Genomic DNA, 16,550 nt, shown 5'->3' on the forward strand with positions numbered 1-16,550 from the left:
TTGATCAACGCACCAGATGCAGGAACTGCATGTGCCGTTCGTACTGGTCGAGGATGTCGTTGATGATCTGCTCCTTGGTGTAGCCGACCAGATCGTAGTCCTGACTGCCCTCGCTCAAATGCACTTCGGCCCGGTAATAGCGGCGATTGTTGAGTTGCTTGGAACCCATGCCGCCACGGGCAAACGATGGCGTGAAATAGCCGCGCATCTGCACCTGATAAACGAACGGATGCTGGTCGCCATGACCGATTTCCAGGCTGACGCTGTCATGGGCCGGGTCCGGGTGCATGACCACGTGCAAACCCTTTTCCCGGAACACCGCGGACACCTCTTCAATCGCCGGACGCACCGTGGTGTCGAGGAAGCGATAGACCTCATCCCGCGACGGGAAATGCACCGCCTGACTCAGGCGCTGACGCCAACCGCCCCGCCGTGAACCGGACACCGGTGCCAGTGAATGCATCTGCGCGATCTGCTTCTGCGACTCCAGATAAAACGCCTTGTGCAGCCCCCACATCATCAACAGCAGGATCAGCGAGAACGGCAGCGAGGTCAGGACCACCGCCGACTTCAGCGCATCGATGCTGCCGGAAAACAGCAGCGCACTGGTTACCAATGCGGTCATCGCACCCCAGAACACCCGCAGCCATTTCGGCCCGTCTTCATCCGGGTTGCCGCCCTTGGCGGACAGCGTCGACAGCACCACGGTGCCGGAGTCGGCGGAGGTGACGAAGAACACGAAGCTGATGAACACCGTCACCGCGATGACGGTTTTGCTCCACGGGTAGGTTTCCAGCAGCAGGTAGAGCGTCATCGACGGATTGTCGATGGCCGACATGCCGAGCGCACTCATGCCGTGGTTGAGCACTTGATCGATGGCGCTGTTGCCGAAAATCGACATCCACGCCAGGGTAAAGCCGAGCGGAATCAACAGCACGCCGAAGACGAACTCGCGAATGGTGCGGCCACGGGAAATCCGTGCGATGAACAAGCCCACGAACGGCGACCATGCAATCCACCAGGCCCAGTAGAACACAGTCCAGCCGCCCAGCCATTCGCTGGGTTTGTCGTAGGCGTAGAGGTCGAAACTCTTCATCGGCAAGGCGCCGAGGTAGTCGCCGAGGTTCTGGATCAGGGTGTTGAGCAAGTGCTGCGTGGGGCCGGCGAACAACACGAACAGCAACAGCGCACAGGCCAGCAGCATGTTGATGTCGGACATGACCCGCACGCCCTTGTCGACGCCGGAGACCGCAACGATGATCGCCGCGCCCATCATCAAGGTGATCAGGCCAACCTGAATCCATTGGGTGTGGGCGATGCCGAACAGGTAGTCCAGGCCCGAGTTGAGGTGCAACACACCGAAGCCCATATCGGCACCCAGGCCGAACACCGTGGCGATGATGCCGAAGCCATCCACCGCGTAGCCGATGGGGCCATTGATGCGCTTGCCGATCAGCGGATACAGCGCCGAGCGCAGGGCCAGTGGCAGGTTATGCCGGTAGGCGAAGTAGGCCAGCGCCATGCCGACAAAGGCGAACACGCCCCAGCCATGCAGACCCCAGTGCAGAAACAGAATCTGCATCGCCTGGCGCGCCGCATCCGCCGTACCGGCCTCGCCTTGGGGCGGTTGCAGCATGTGGGTCAGCGGCTCAGACACGCAGAAGAAAAACAGGGTGATGCTGATCCCGGCGGCGAACAGCATGCCAGCCCAGGACAAATAACTGAATTCGGGTTCGTCGTGGTCGGCACCGAGCTTGATCTTGCCGTAGCCGGACAAGGCGGTGACCACCACGAAGACCAGATACAGGGTCATCGCCAGCAGGTAATACCAGCCGACCGTGTTGGCCGCCCAGTTTTGCGCCGCCAGCAACCAGGCACCGGCCTGCTCGGGCATGGCGATGACAACGACACCAAACAACAGGATGAAACTCGCCGAGAACCAGAACACCGGCGGATTCATGCGGATCAGGCCGCTTGGAGGGATGGACGATGCACTCATGTTCGGTGCACCTCGAGGGGGTAAAACGTGGCTGTAGAAATCAGACTCAGCAAAGGCAAGCCTCCTGTTGTGAGCGGGCAGCGAACCGCCGGTTTAACTTGAATGAACGTTCAAGTTAAACATGGATAGGGGGCTAAGGACTAATCGCAGGGCTCGGCGGTAGTGTTAATACGCTAGCTCAAGGGAGGGTATTACGCGGGATTTACGGGGTTCTGTAGGAGCTGTCGAGTGCAACGAGGCTGCGATCTTTTGATCTTGATTTTGCGGTGCATTGGAAAAGATCGCAGCCTCGTTGCACTCGACAGCTCCTACAAGTCATACAGGTCCTACGACAGGGATCTTATTTTTGCGCCCCATCATCATGCTGCAGATTCGCCTGGGTCAGGTTGCTGCCCGCCGGTACGCTGCGGGTCAGCCAGACGTTACCGCCAATGGTTGAGCCCTGGCCGATGGTGATCCGCCCCAGAATCGTCGCCCCGGCATAAATCACCACGTCATCCTCGACAATCGGGTGCCGTGGCTGGCCTTTCTGCAGCTGACCGTCTTCGTCCGCCGGGAAGCGCTTGGCGCCCAAGGTCACCGCCTGATAGATCCGCACGCGCTCGCCGATGATTGCCGTCTCGCCAATCACCACGCCCGTCCCGTGGTCGATGAAGAAACTGCGGCCGATCTGCGCACCTGGGTGAATGTCGATGCCGGTGGCCGAATGAGCGATTTCCGCGCTGATCCGCGCCAGCAGCGGCAACCCGGCGCGATACAAATGGTGGGCCAGACGATGGTGAATCACCGCCAGAATCCCCGGGTAGCACAACAACACTTCATCGACGCTGCGCGCCGCCGGGTCACCGTGATAGGCCGCGAGCACGTCGCTGTCCAACAGGCTGCGCAACCCGGGCAAAGCGAGGGCGAAGTCCTGAATGATCTGGATGGTTTTGGCTTCGACTTCAGTCTCGGCCTGGGCACTGTGGCGCGCGGCGTAGCGCAATTCGAGTCGCGCCTGGGCCAACAGCGCATTCAGCGCCACATCGAGGGTGTGGCCGACGTAGAAATCTTCGCTCTCTTCGCGCAGGTCAACCGGCCCCAGTCGCATCGGGAACAGCGCACCGCACAGGGCTTCGAGAATGTCCGCCATGGCTGCGCGGGACGGCAATTCGCGACCGCCCTGCTCGCCGCTGGCCCGGCCGTTTTGTGCACGCCACTGTTCACGTGCCGTGCGCAGCTGGCTGACGATGGTCTGCAATTGCCAATGGCTGGAACGCTCACTCACGGTAAAAACTCCTCATGGGCGGGCGGCCGGACTGTCTGGCCGCACTGACGGGGATTACTTTACGGCAAGGGTCGCGAGGCAAATTAAGAACCAATAATGCTGTGCTCAGTTCGATTGGCTATAAGCGATTGGCGGTTGCCCCAACTTTTTGGCGTGCCTATAGTCCTGAGATCTTCAACCGCCAGTACGGACTCATGATCAAACAACAGCTCGCCCGCTTTAACCGCCTCGACCTGCTCGGTCAGCCCACCGCCCTGGAAAAACTCGAACGCCTGTCGACCTGGCTGGGCCGCGACCTGTACGTCAAGCGCGATGACCTGACGCCGCTGGCAATGGGCGGCAACAAGCTGCGCAAACTCGAATACCTGGCCGCCGATGCCTTGGCCCAGGGTGCCGACACCTTGATCACGGCGGGCGCGCTGCAATCGAACCACGTGCGCCAGACAGCCGCCATTGCCGCCAAGTTGGGACTGGGCTGCGTAGCCCTTCTGGAAAATCCTCTGGGTACTGACGACATCAATTACACCGGCAACGGCAACCGCCTGCTGCTCGACCTGTTCGATGCCAAAGTCGAACTGGTGGAAAACCTCGACAACGCCGACGAGCAACTGCAAGCCCTGGCCAACCGACTGCGCAGCAACGGCAAGAAGCCGTACCTGGTGCCGATCGGTGGCTCCAATGCGCTGGGCGCCCTGGGTTACGTGCGCGCCGGGCTGGAACTGGCCGGGCAGATCAAGGACACCGGTCTGAAGTTCGCCGCCGTGGTCCTGGCCTCGGGCAGCGCCGGTACCCACAGCGGCCTGGCATTGGCCCTGAGTGAAGCATTGCCGGATCTGCCAGTGATCGGCGTGACGGTTTCGCGCAGCGATGAAGATCAGCGGCCAAAGGTTCAAGGCCTGGCCGAACGCACCGCCGAGTTGCTGGGCGTGAATCTGCCGGAGGCTTTCAAGGTCGAGTTGTGGGATGAATATTTCGCCCCGCGTTATGGCGAACCGAATGCCGGCACACTGGCGGCGGTGAAGCTGCTGGCGAGTCAGGAAGGCTTGCTGCTGGACCCGGTCTACACTGGCAAGGCCATGGCGGGCTTGCTGGACGGGATCGGGCGTCAGCGTTTCGACGAAGGTCCGATTATCTTCCTGCACACCGGCGGGGCACCGGCGTTGTTTGCCTACAAAGACTTTCTCTGACTGATCGTTCCCGCGTTCGCGTGGGAACGTATTTGAATTAATATTCAAATAAAGAATAATAAATAGAATATTTATTATTTTCCTATCTAACGGCGTCACCTTATAGTCACGCCGCAGGCGAATTTGCAGCGAGACGCATAAGCTGCTTTAGGGCAGGATATCGCAGTCGTCCGAATCCCGAATTTGCCAACTTTCCTAAAGCGTCTTCCATAAGAAAACACAGGGGCTTGTCATGAATTTTTCCGCACTACGTCGCAATCTGCTGGTGGGTTCGCTGGGCCTGGCACTGAGCGCCGGCCTGATTGGCCAGGCGGTTGCCGGTGAGCAACTGCAACAAATCAAGGACAAAGGCGTGATCAACGTCGGCCTGGAAGGCACTTACCCACCGTTCAGTTTCGTCGATGCCGACGGCAAACTGACCGGCTTCGAAGTCGAGTTCTCCGAAGCCCTGGCCAAAGAGCTGGGCGTCAAGGTCAAACTGCAACCGACCAAATGGGACGGCATCCTCGCGGCCCTGGAATCCAAGCGCCTGGACGCAGTGATCAACCAGGTGACCATCTCCGAAGAACGCAAGAAGAAGTACGACTTCTCCGAGCCTTACACCGTTTCCGGTATCCAGGCGCTGGTGCTGACCAAGAAGGCCGCCGAGCTGAACATCAAGACCGCTGCCGACCTGGGTGGCAAGAAAGTCGGCGTAGGCCTGGGCACCAACTACGAAGAGTGGGTGAAAACCAATGTGCCGACCGCTGACGTCCGCACCTACGAAGATGATCCGACCAAGTTCCAGGACCTGCGTGTCGGCCGTATCGACGCCATTCTGATCGACCGTCTGGCTGCACTGGAATACGCCAAGAAAGCCAAGGACACCACCGCCGCCGGTGACGCGTTCTCCCGTCAGGAAGCCGGCATTGCCCTGCGCAAAGGCGAGCCTGAACTGCTGGCCGCGGTGAACAAGGCGATCGACAAGCTGCGCGCCGATGGCACCCTGAAAAAGCTCTCGGAAAAATACTTCAACGCTGACGTCACTCAATAATGGAAGAAGCTTTTCAACTCGCACTGGACTCCGTGCCCTTTCTGCTCAAGGGCGCGTACTACACAGTGATCTTGAGCCTGGGCGGGATGTTCTTCGGCCTGGTGATGGGGTTCGGCCTGGCGCTGATGCGTCTGTCGCGCTTCAAACTGGTGAGCTGGATCGCCCGCATCTACGTGTCGTTCTTTCGCGGCACGCCGTTGCTGGTGCAACTGTTCGTGATCTATTACGGCTTGCCGCAATTGGGTCTGGAACTTGATCCACTGCCGGCAGCCCTGATCGGCTTCTCGCTGAACATGGCCGCCTATGCCTGTGAAATCCTGCGTGCCGCGATCAGCTCCATCGAGCGCGGCCAGTGGGAAGCCGCTGCCAGTATCGGCATGACCCGCGCGCAGACCCTGCGCCGGGCCATCCTGCCGCAAGCGATGCGCACGGCTTTGCCGCCGCTGGGCAACAGCTTCATTTCGCTGGTCAAGGACACCGCGCTGGCCGCTACCATCCAGGTGCCGGAGCTGTTCCGCCAGGCACAACTGATCACTGCCCGTACCTTCGAAATCTTCACCATGTATCTTGCCGCTGCACTGATCTACTGGGTCCTGGCCACGGTGCTGTCGCACCTGCAGAACCAGTTGGAAGCGCGGGTCAATCGGCACGACCAGGAGTCCTGACCCAATGATTGTCGTGGAAAAACTGACAAAGCAGTTCAAGGGTCAAGTCGTGCTCAATGGCATCGATCTTGAGGTCAAGGAAGGCGAGGTGGTCGCGATCATCGGCCCCAGCGGTTCAGGCAAGACCACCTTCCTGCGCTGCCTGAATTTCCTGGAAGAACCCACCAGCGGCCGGATCAAGGTCGGCGATATCGAAGTCGATACCAGCCGCCCCCTGAACCAGCAGCAGAGCCTGGTGCGACGTTTGCGCCAGCATGTGGGCTTCGTGTTCCAGAACTTCAACCTGTTCCCCCATCGCACCGCCCTGGAAAACGTCATCGAAGGCCCGATCGTGGTCAAGAAGACACCGCGCGACGACGCTGTTGCCCTGGGTAAAAAACTGTTGGCCAAGGTCGGTCTGGCGGGCAAGGAGGACGCTTACCCGCGTCGCCTCTCCGGTGGCCAGCAACAGCGCGTGGCGATTGCCCGGGCACTGGCGATGGAGCCCGAAGTGATCCTGTTCGATGAGCCGACCTCGGCCCTCGACCCGGAACTGGTGGGCGAGGTGCTGGCGACCATCCGCGGTCTGGCCGAAGAGAAGCGCACCATGGTGATCGTTACCCACGAAATGGGCTTTGCCCGGGACGTGGCCAACCGAGTGGTGTTTTTCGACAAGGGTGTGATCGTCGAGCAAGGCGAAGCTAAGGCATTGTTTGCCAACCCGAAAGAAGAGCGGACGAAACAGTTCCTGAGCAAGTTCCTGAATAACGCTCACAACTAAAAAACCCGCTCAACAACAGTCACCTTCCATGGATGGAAGTGACACCCCACAAAAAATTCCTCATCAATACCAAACTAACCACCCTCTATTCGATATACATATTTTGTACGCGCGCGCGGTACATATATATGTACCGCAACAATTAAACGCCCTCTCCCCACCAAACTCCTTTCCCGGCACTTGGCCGACCACGAGCAAAAAGTCGCCATGATCTGGCCACTTTCAGCGGACAAATTCGACACACCAGCATGGTTTACTTACTTGGCTCCGTAGGAACTTTCTGAATAACACCACGCACCCTCCCACAACTAACAAATCTCATTGACACCAGTTCCCCGTGACTCTTATCTAGTCTCCGAACAACGTCACCCTTCCCGCCAGACTCATTATTTCAATTAAAAGTAATGAATGGTTTTGCTGTTCGATATTTAGTTTTTGATTTCCCAGAAACGGACTTCGTTGCAAGACTTCAAGGAGACTTCATGAAAAGCACCTCGAACAAATCCGGGCTTGCGGCCCCGACCCTGGCGCAATCCAACAAGACCGGCATTAACGTCACTTGCGCGGCGCACCTGCTGATCGATGTGGCGCCCTACCCCGCCATGGACGCAGGAGACCTGATCGAACTGTTCTGGGACAACTGCTACGTGGCCTCCCGCGTGCTGACGGCCAGCGATGTCGGCCGACCGGTGCAGTTGCGGGTGCCTGAGAGTTTTGTCACCAACGGTACCTCGCGCATTCACTACCGGGTCATGCAGATTGGCCGGGGCCCGGCGGTATCGGCCAGTCAACACGTGCAGATCAAACTCGACTGTCCAGGCGGCCAGCCCTCGGCGCTGTGCGGCGATGAAAACCAGTGCCTGGCACCGGTGAGCATTCCCGAGGCGATTCGCCGTCAGGGGGTCAATCCAAGCCAAGTCAAACGCGGTGTTCCCTTGACCATCGAGCCGTACCTGAACATGGCCGTCGACGACGAAATCACCCTGCGCTGGGGCGATGTGCGCATGGATCTGCCACGGCTCAAGTCCACCGATGTAGGTCAGCCGATCCAGGTGTGGATACCGCCGGCCATCATCCTCGAAGCCGGCGAAGATCTGCGGCTGGAAGTGACGTACTGCATTCTCGATCGGGTGGGCAACAACTCCCGTTGGGCGCCGGCCCGCACGCTGAAGATCGGTTGCGCCAATCCTTATCTGAAAGTCCCGAAGAAACAGCCCCTCAAGGCTGCTGAACCCCGTAGACGATAAAGAGACGTCTGCGACGGAATCATCCTTCTATCTATATTCCTAAAAGTTAGTTCATAAATTATTTATACGCGTTTAGGGTATATACACCGGACCACCGGACATCCTTGATTTCATGCGCTGCCACAAGCGGCGCTTCCATAAGATGTGAGGTAGATATGGTCCGGAACACAATCACCCCAGTGCAGATCGCCAGGGCATTGCGTGCAGCCAAGGAGCGGCACTGATGTCCAGTCTGGCAGATGCAAACGTCCAGAGTGACCTGGACATCGCCCCGCTGTTGTTGCCCGCAAAAGTCCTGCGCAACGATGCTCAAGCCATCAAGGCCGCCCACGAACTGGCGCAAGTCGCCCGCCTGCAAGCAGCCAAGCGTGACCAGTTGCGCAAGCTCCCATGGTCTGAAATAGAACAGTTCACCCGCAGCGGCCTGGGCAGTATTTCCGTCCCCCGCGAGTACGGTGGCCCGCAGGTTTCGTTCGTCACCCTGGCCGAGGTCTTCGCAATCATTTCCGCCGCCGACCCGGCGCTTGGGCAGATCCCGCAAAACCAGTTCGGCATTCTTAACCTGATCCTCGGCAGCGCCACCGAAGCGCAGAAAAGACAACTGTTCAAAAGCGTCCTGGATGGCTGGCGTATCGGCAATGCGGGGCCGGAACGCGGCACCAAAAATACCCTGGAACTGAAGGCGCGCATCACCGCTGACGGAGTCCTCAACGGCCAGAAGTTCTATTCCACTGGTGCGCTGTTCGCCCATTGGGTTGCGGTCAAGGCATTGAACGACGATGGCAAACAAGTGCTGGCGTTCATCCGGCGCGGTACACCGGGGTTGCGCATCGTCGATGACTGGTCCGGGTTTGGTCAGCGCACCACCGCCAGTGGCACGATTTTGCTCAACAACGTGCAGGCCGATCCCGAACTGGTTGTGGATAACTGGCGGATCAACGACACGCCGAACATCCAGGGCGCCGTCTCCCAACTGATTCAAGCGGCCATCGACGCCGGTATCGCCCGGGGCGCCATCGACGACGCCATCGATTTCGTGAAAACCCGCGCACGGCCGTGGATCGACGCCAAGGTCGAGCGCGCCAGTGATGACCTGTACGTGATCGCCGATATCGGCAGGTTGAAAATCGAATTGCACGCTGCCGAAGCGCTGCTGCGCAAGGCCGGGCAAGTGCTCGATGACGTCAGCGCCGCCCCCCTCACTGCCGAGTCTGCCGCCCGCGCCTCGATTGCCGTGGCCGAAGCCAAGGTGCTGACCACCGAGATTTCGTTGCTGACCAGCGAAAAGCTGCTCGAACTGGCCGGCAGCCGCGCGACCCTCGCCGAATTCAACCTCGACCGACACTGGCGCAACGCCCGGGTGCACACCCTGCACGATCCGGTGCGCTGGAAGTATCACGCGATCGGCGCCTATCGCCTCAACGGCACGCTGCCTAATCGCCATTCCTGGATCTGACGACCAGAACACTTTTTGCCAGAGCTCTGGAGAAACACATGACAAGTTCTCACCACGTCGCGGTCATCACCAGCGATGAACAAGCCCTGATCGTCGCCAGCGACCTTGCCGAAGACTTCAAACGCGACAGCGCCACACGCGATCGCGAGCGCCGCTTGCCACACCCGGAACTGGAAGTGTTTTCCCGCTCGGGCCTGTGGGGCATCAGCGTGCCAAAGGAATACGGCGGCGCCGGTGTTTCCAATGTCACCCTGGCCAAGGTCATCGCCTTGATCGCCCGGGCCGACGGCTCCCTGGGGCAGATTCCGCAGAACCATTTCTATGCCCTCGAAGTACTGCGGGTGAACGGCAACCACGAGCGGAAGCAACGCCTGTACGCCGAGGTTCTGGCCGGCCAGCGCTTCGGCAATGCGTTGGCCGAACTCGGCACCAAAACCGCCCACGATCGCATCACCAGCCTGACCCGCGATGGCAGCGGCTATCGCATCAATGGTCGCAAGTTCTACGCCACAGGCGCGATCTATGCCCAGCGCATTCCCACCTCGGTGGTGGATGAAAACGGCGTGCAGCAACTGGCGTTCGTCCCGCGCAACAGCAAGGGCCTCACCGTAATTGACGACTGGAGCGGCTTCGGTCAGCGCACCACCGGCAGCGGTTCGGTGGTGTTCGAAGATGTCTACGTCGCGGCCGAAGATGTCATCCCCTTTCAAAGCGCCTTCGAACGCCCGACCCCGGTCGGCCCGCTGGCGCAGATTCTCCATGCCGCCATCGACACCGGCATCGCCCGCGCCGCGTATGAAGATGCGCTGCACTTCGTGCGCACCAAAACCCGGCCGTGGATCGACGCCACCCACGAAAAAGCCACGGACGATCCACTGACCCTCAAGAGCTTCGGCCACCTGAGCATTCGCCTGCACGCCGCCGAGGCACTGCTGGAGCGGGCCGGTGAATACCTCGACCAGGCCCAGGCCGATGCGAACGCCGAGACCGTCGCGGCCGCGTCGATTGCCGTCGCCGAAGCCCGCGCCCTGAGCACCGAAATCTCCCTGGCCGCCGGCAGCACGCTGTTCGAATTGGCCGGCAGCCAGGCGACCCTGATCGAACACGGCCTCGACCGCCACTGGCGCAACGCCCGGGTGCACACCCTGCACGACCCGGTGCGCTGGAAGTACCACGCCGTCGGCAATTACTACCTCAACGATGAAAACCCGCCACTGCGGGGGACCATCTGAATGGCCAAGAAGAAGATCCTGCTCAACGCGTTCAACATGAACTGCATCGGGCACATCAACCATGGCTTGTGGACGCACCCGCGCGACACGTCCACCCGCTACAACACAATCGAATACTGGATCGAACTGGCGCAACTGCTGGAGCGCGGGTTGTTTGACGGCCTGTTCATCGCCGACATCGTCGGGGTCTACGACGTCTACCAGAACTCGGTGGACGTGCCGCTCAAAGAGTCGATCCAGTTGCCGGTCAACGACCCGTTGCTGCTGGTGTCGGCCATGGCCGCGGTGACGAAAAACCTCGGTTTCGGCCTGACTGCCAACCTCACCTACGAAGCGCCGTATCTGTTCGCCCGCCGCCTGTCGACACTGGATCACCTGAGCCGTGGGCGAGTCGGCTGGAACATCGTCACCGGCTATCTCGACAGCGCCGCCAAGGCCATGGGCCTGAGCGAACAGGTCGAGCATGACCGTCGTTATGACCAGGCCGACGAGTACCTGGAGGTGCTCTACAAACTCCTGGAAGGCAGTTGGGAAAACGGCGCTGTGCTCAACGATCCACGGCAGCGGATCTACGCGCAACCGGACAAAGTGCACAAGGTCGAGCACAAGGGCGAGTTCTATCAGGTCGAGGGTTATCACCTGTGCGAACCCTCGCCCCAGCGCACACCGGTGCTGTTCCAGGCCGGCAGTTCGGATCGCGGCTTGTTGTTCGCCGGGCGACATGCCGAGTGCGTGTTCATCAGTGGCCAGAACAAACCATCGACCAAGGCCCAGGTGGACAAGGTGCGCGCCAGCGCCGTCGAAGCCGGGCGCAATCCCGAGGACATCAAAGTGTTCATGGGCCTGAACGTGATCGTCGGCGCCACCGAAGAGCTGGCCTGGGTCAAGCACGCCGAGTACCTGAGCTACGCCAGTGCCGAGGCTGGCGTGGCGCACTTTTCGGCGTCCACCGGGATCGATTTTTCCCAATATGAAATCGACGAGCCGATCCAGTACGTGAAGAGCAACGCGATCCAGTCCGCCACCAAGCACCTGCAAAACAACGACTGGACCCGGCGCAAACTGCTGGAGCAACACGCCCTCGGCGGGCGTTACATCACCGTGGTCGGCTCACCGCAACAAGTGGCGGATGAACTGGAATCCTGGATCGCCGAAACCGGGCTGGATGGCTTCAACCTGACCCGCATCGTCACGCCGGAAAGCTATGAGGATTTCATCGAACTGGTGATCCCCGAGTTGCAGTGGCGGGGCTCGTACAAGACCGCTTATGACAGCGGGACCTTGCGTCAAAAGCTGTTTCGCGAAGGGGCGTTTTTGCCTGAGCAACACATCGGTTCGACTTTCCGACGCTAAAAGCTTCGCGAGCAAGCCCGCTCCCACAGGGGAATGCATTCCAAATGTGGGAGCGGGCTTGCTCGCGAAGAGGCCCCACCAGACACCAAAAAATTAATGCACTGACTGGATTACTCATCATGAAAAAGCACTACCTCTCTCACCCAGTCAAAGCACTGGCCCTGGCCCTCGGCCTGTTCAGCTCTGCGGTTTTCGCCGCCGACGCGCCGCTGAAAATCGGTACCACCGCTGCCTTCGCCATTCCCCTTGAAGCGGCCGTCGAAGAGGCCTCCAAACAAGGCCTGAAAGTCGAGCTGGTGGAGTTCACCGACTGGATCGCGCCGAACGTCAGCCTCGCCGCCGGCGACATCGACGTGAACTACTTCCAGCACATCCCCTTCCTGGAAAACGCCAAGGCCGCCTCGGGTTTCGACCTGGTACCGTTCGCGCCGGGGATCATCAACAACGTCGGCCTCTACTCGAAGAAATACAAAAGCTTCGACGAACTGCCGCAAGGCGCCAGCGTGGCCATCGCCAACGACCCGATCAACAGCGGTAGAGGCTTGCAGCTGCTGGCCAAGGCCGGACTGATCACCCTCAAGCCCGGCGTCGGCTACAAGGCCACCGAAGAAGACATCATCGCCAACCCGAAGCACATCAAGATCCTCCAGGTCGAAGCCGTGCAACTGGTACGCGCCTATGACGATGCCGATCTGGTGCAGGGCTACCCAGCCTACATTCGCTTGTCGAAAACCTTCGATGCGGGCTCAGCGCTGCTGTTCGACGGCCTCGATCACAAGGAGTACGTGATTCAGTTCGTGATCCAGCCCAAGAGCAAAACCGACCCGCGCCTGATCAAGTTCGTCGACATCTATCAGCACTCACCGGCTGTGCGCGCCGCGCTGGATAAGGCTCACGGCAAGCTCTATCAAGCCGGCTGGGAAAGCTGAACATGACCGCCGCCATCCAACGGCGACTGGAGCTTCCAGAGCCTCGACGCGCTGAACAAACCGAGCTGCATCCCGAGCTCAATCGTGCTCATGTGCGCTTCATCAACCTGGGTAAAACCTACAACGGCCAGCAAGGTCCGGTGGCCGCGTTGCACGGCATCGACCTGGCGATCCAGCGCAGCGAAGTGTTCGGCATCATCGGTCGCAGCGGCGCCGGCAAGTCGTCGCTGATCCGCACCATCAATCGCCTGGAACAGCCGAGCAGTGGTCGGGTACTGATCGATCAAGTGGACATCGGCGAGTTCGACGAAGACCGCCTGGTGGCGCTGCGTCGGCGCATCGGCATGATCTTCCAGCACTTCAACCTGATGTCGGCCAAGACCGTTTGGCAGAACGTCGAGCTACCGCTGAAAGTCGCCGGCGTGCCCAGGGAACAACGGGAGCAGAAGGTCCGTGAACTGCTGGAACTGGTGGGCTTGCAGGCCAAGCACAAGGCTTACCCGGCGCAGTTGTCCGGCGGGCAGAAACAGCGCGTGGGCATCGCCCGGGCGCTGGTGCATGACCCGGAAATTCTGCTGTGCGACGAAGCCACCTCGGCGCTCGACCCGGAAACCACGCAATCGATCCTCGGCCTGCTGCGCGAAATCAATCAGCGCCTGGGCCTGACCATTGTGCTGATCACCCACGAGATGGCGGTGATCCGTGAGATCTGTGATCGCGTGGTCGTGCTCGAACACGGGCGCATCGCCGAGCAAGGGCCGGTGTGGGAAGTGTTCGGCAATCCGCAACATGAGGTCAGCAAGACATTGCTGGCGCCGTTACAACACGCATTGCCGAAAGAGCTGCAGAGCCGTTTGCAGGCGCAGCCAGAATCCTTGGCCGATGCCGTGGTCCTGCGCCTGCAGTTCACCGGCAGCCAACGCGACGAACCGGATCTGGCGGCACTGTTCAGCGCCCTCGGAGGCCGTGTGCGATTGCTGCAAGGCGGCGTGGAACGAATTCAGGGCCATGCCCTCGGGCAACTGCTGCTGGCGGTGACCGGCTCGACTCTCGGTGCCGAGCAATTGCGTCAACGCGCCGGCCAATGGGCGCAACAGGTGGAGGTGCTGGGCTATGTGGTTTGATCGCTTGCTGCAGGGTTTCATCGACACGTTCCTGATGGTCGGCGTGTCGTCGTTGATCGCGCTGTTGGCGGGCATCCCGCTGGCGGTGATCCTGGTCACCAGCTCCAGGGGCGGCATCTACGAAGCCCCGGCGTTGAACCGCGCACTGGGCGCGTTCGTGAATTTGTTCCGCTCGATTCCGTTTCTGATTTTGATGGTGGCGCTGATTCCGTTCACCCGGCTCATCGTCGGCACCACCTACGGCGTGTGGGCGGCCGTGGTGCCGCTGACCATCGCGGCCACGCCGTTCTTTGCACGCATTGCCGAAGTCAGCTTGCGCGAGGTCGATCATGGATTGATCGAAGCGGCGCAAGCCATGGGCTGCCGGCGCTGGCACATCGTTTGGCATGTGTTGTTGCCTGAGGCGCTGCCGGGGATTGTGGGCGGGTTCACCATCACCTTGGTCACCATGATCAATTCGTCGGCCATGGCCGGGGCGATTGGCGCCGGTGGACTGGGGGACATTGCCTATCGGTATGGGTATCAGCGCTTTGATAGCCAGATCATGTTGACGGTGATTGTGTTGCTGGTGGCGGTGGTGGCTGTGATTCAGTTGGGTGGGGATCGGTTGGCGCGGGGGTTGAACAAGCGGTAAGTGAAGATCCCGGCGATATTTCGCACAGGAAAATCAGCGATTCCGAAGGCCCGTTCCCTTTCCTTTGCAGGACGTTTCCTAGATCATTTCGCTCGCTTGCGCCTGCCAAATCCGGTGGCTAGTCTCGGTCCGTCACTGCTCATCAGTGATCGGGTTTAGTAGCCCGGAACAATAGGCGCATAGCGATTCCATGCTCATGTCCGGCAAGTTTTGCCGCATGCAGAATATGGTGGCTGTGCGTGGGGCACCTTCGGGTGCACCGGTTTTCCTATTGACCGGCCTACTAACCTGCGTACAGCCGCCACCCAATCGTTTAGTGGGCGATAAGTGATGGCTCCCATGCAGCAATAGGAGCAACACTCATGAAAAAATCCGTTCCCGATCCACCTCCCGAAAATCCCGCCAACGAAACCGTCACCGACGATTCACTCAGGGATCGTTCCGCGCTGTACCGCGCCATTGATTTCTATCTCACCGGCAAGCAACCCGCACCACCCGATGAAATGCGCTTCTACAACGTCAGCAAGGACGTGAGCTTCGAAGACACCCAACTCTATGTCGCCGATCTGCTGCGTTGTGCCTCGGTCACGGCGTATCAATGTGGCGATCGGCTCAAGGGGGCCGACCGGGCGATGGTGTTTTCGATCTGGCATTTGCTGGAGATTGCCAAGGCGATGGTGGATCACTCCATTGAATGTTTGGGGATGAAAAAAAGTTGAGCCAGGCTTTAGTAATCCGTTGTCAGTGATGCAGCTTTCGCGAGCAAGCCCGCTCCCACACTTGGTCTCTGGCGAACACAAACCATTTGTTCGACGCGGTTAAGTGTGGGAGCGGGCTTGCTCGCGAATGGCTCGGGCCGCGGTCGGACGAAGCAGCCCCCAACTTGATGGCGTATATTGGCCAAATCTCAATTGCCCGCGCAGCCCGACGATGAAACAGACGCCCGACGACCTCGAACAGATCACCGCTACCACCCTGGGCCATTACAACGCAGTGGCCGAAGACTTCCGCGAAGGCACCCGCGATCACGACGTCAGCCAGAACATTGATGCCCTGTTGCGGCATATTCAGGGCGATGCGCCTTTCGACATTCTCGATTTCGGCTGCGGGCCGGGGCGTGATTTGCAGGCGTTCACCCGTATGGGCCACAAGGCTGTCGGCCTCGACGGTTCGGAAAAATTCGCGCAGATGGCCCGTGAGGACAGTGGTTGCGAGGTATGGCAGCAGGACTTCCTGAAGCTTGATCTGCCGGCCGAGCGCTTCGACGGAATCTTTGCCAACGCGGTGCTGTTTCATGTTCCGCGTCAGGAATTACCGCGGGTGTTGAAGCAGTTGTGGGGGGCGCTGAAACCGGGTGGAGTGTTGTTCAGTTCCAACCCCCGTGGCGAGAATCAGGAAGGCTGGAACGGGCCGCGTTATGGGTCGTATCACGACCTGGCGGCCTGGCAGCATTTGTTGATCGAGGCAGGGTTTGTGGAGCTGGAACATTACTACCGGCCGGCCGGGCTGCCGCGGGAGCAACAGCCTTGGTTGGCGAGTGTGTGGCGTAAGGTGTAATGCCGACAAATTTGCAGCGTTTGTTCTGACGCCTTCGCGGGCAAGCCCGCTCCCACAGGAGTACGCGGTCAACTGTGGGAGCGGGCTTGCCCGCGAATAGAGCGCGC

The 16,550-nt window shown here is 60.0% G+C and carries 15 protein-coding genes; 13 read left to right on the plus strand and 2 right to left on the minus strand.

Annotated features, from left to right (window positions below; translation table 11 throughout):
- Positions 1-4: 4 nt before the first annotated feature.
- Positions 5-1,960 (minus strand): choline transporter BetT, encoded by a 1,956-nt coding sequence (gene betT, locus AC07W4_RS09155; protein ID WP_495032272.1) that lies wholly within the window; start codon positions 1,958-1,960, stop codon positions 5-7.
- A 379-nt stretch (positions 1,961-2,339) separates the two neighbouring features.
- Positions 2,340-3,266: a serine O-acetyltransferase EpsC gene (gene epsC, locus AC07W4_RS09160; RefSeq protein WP_008045359.1), complete on the minus strand. Its 927-nt coding sequence runs from the start codon at positions 3,264-3,266 to the stop codon at positions 2,340-2,342.
- A 194-nt stretch (positions 3,267-3,460) separates the two neighbouring features.
- Here epsC and AC07W4_RS09165 point away from each other — a divergent pair, with 194 nt between their 5' ends.
- The 13 genes from AC07W4_RS09165 to AC07W4_RS09225 all read left to right on the plus strand — a co-directional run bounded on the left by AC07W4_RS09165 (position 3,461) and on the right by AC07W4_RS09225 (position 16,443).
- Positions 3,461-4,453 carry a D-cysteine desulfhydrase gene (locus tag AC07W4_RS09165; protein ID WP_495032215.1) on the plus strand — a complete coding sequence of 331 codons (993 nt, stop codon included), beginning with the start codon at positions 3,461-3,463 and terminating at the stop codon, positions 4,451-4,453.
- Positions 4,454-4,685: 232 nt separating this feature from the next.
- A complete protein-coding gene (gene tcyJ, locus AC07W4_RS09170) occupies positions 4,686-5,486 on the plus strand; it encodes a cystine ABC transporter substrate-binding protein (protein WP_008045363.1) in 801 nt (266 codons plus the stop codon).
- Positions 5,486-6,151, plus strand: a complete 666-nt coding sequence (gene tcyL / locus AC07W4_RS09175) for a cystine ABC transporter permease (protein WP_007972897.1) — start codon at positions 5,486-5,488, stop codon at positions 6,149-6,151. Before tcyJ ends, tcyL begins: the two co-directional genes overlap by 1 nt.
- Positions 6,152-6,155: 4 nt before the next feature.
- Positions 6,156-6,911, plus strand: coding sequence for an L-cystine ABC transporter ATP-binding protein TcyN (gene tcyN, locus AC07W4_RS09180; RefSeq protein ID WP_495032216.1), 756 nt, complete (start codon positions 6,156-6,158; stop codon positions 6,909-6,911).
- A gap of 482 nt (positions 6,912-7,393) precedes the next feature.
- A complete protein-coding gene (locus AC07W4_RS09185) occupies positions 7,394-8,158 on the plus strand; it encodes a hypothetical protein (protein WP_008045367.1) in 765 nt (254 codons plus the stop codon).
- 223 nt (positions 8,159-8,381) lie between these two features.
- Positions 8,382-9,614, plus strand: a complete 1,233-nt coding sequence (locus AC07W4_RS09190) for an SfnB family sulfur acquisition oxidoreductase (RefSeq protein ID WP_495032217.1) — start codon at positions 8,382-8,384, stop codon at positions 9,612-9,614.
- Between the two features lie 38 nt (positions 9,615-9,652).
- Entirely contained in the window at positions 9,653-10,846 is a 1,194-nt protein-coding gene (locus AC07W4_RS09195) for an SfnB family sulfur acquisition oxidoreductase (protein WP_495032218.1), read from the plus strand.
- On the plus strand, positions 10,847-12,199 hold the full coding sequence (locus tag AC07W4_RS09200; protein WP_495032219.1) for an LLM class flavin-dependent oxidoreductase: 1,353 nt from the start codon (positions 10,847-10,849) through the stop codon (positions 12,197-12,199).
- 119 nt (positions 12,200-12,318) lie between these two features.
- A complete protein-coding gene (locus AC07W4_RS09205) occupies positions 12,319-13,128 on the plus strand; it encodes a MetQ/NlpA family ABC transporter substrate-binding protein (RefSeq protein WP_008045386.1) in 810 nt (269 codons plus the stop codon).
- Between the two features lie 2 nt (positions 13,129-13,130).
- Positions 13,131-14,252: a methionine ABC transporter ATP-binding protein gene (locus AC07W4_RS09210; RefSeq protein ID WP_495032220.1), complete on the plus strand. Its 1,122-nt coding sequence runs from the start codon at positions 13,131-13,133 to the stop codon at positions 14,250-14,252.
- Positions 14,242-14,886 carry a methionine ABC transporter permease gene (locus tag AC07W4_RS09215; protein ID WP_056726941.1) on the plus strand — a complete coding sequence of 215 codons (645 nt, stop codon included), beginning with the start codon at positions 14,242-14,244 and terminating at the stop codon, positions 14,884-14,886. Before AC07W4_RS09210 ends, AC07W4_RS09215 begins: the two co-directional genes overlap by 11 nt.
- A gap of 362 nt (positions 14,887-15,248) precedes the next feature.
- Entirely contained in the window at positions 15,249-15,605 is a 357-nt protein-coding gene (locus AC07W4_RS09220) for a DUF6124 family protein (protein WP_495032221.1), read from the plus strand.
- Positions 15,606-15,816: 211 nt separating this feature from the next.
- Positions 15,817-16,443, plus strand: a complete 627-nt coding sequence (locus AC07W4_RS09225; RefSeq protein WP_008045390.1) for a class I SAM-dependent methyltransferase — start codon at positions 15,817-15,819, stop codon at positions 16,441-16,443.
- Positions 16,444-16,550: the final 107 nt, after the last annotated feature.

It is taken from the genome of Pseudomonas sp. GW821-FHT02A08, from assembly GCF_059422045.1.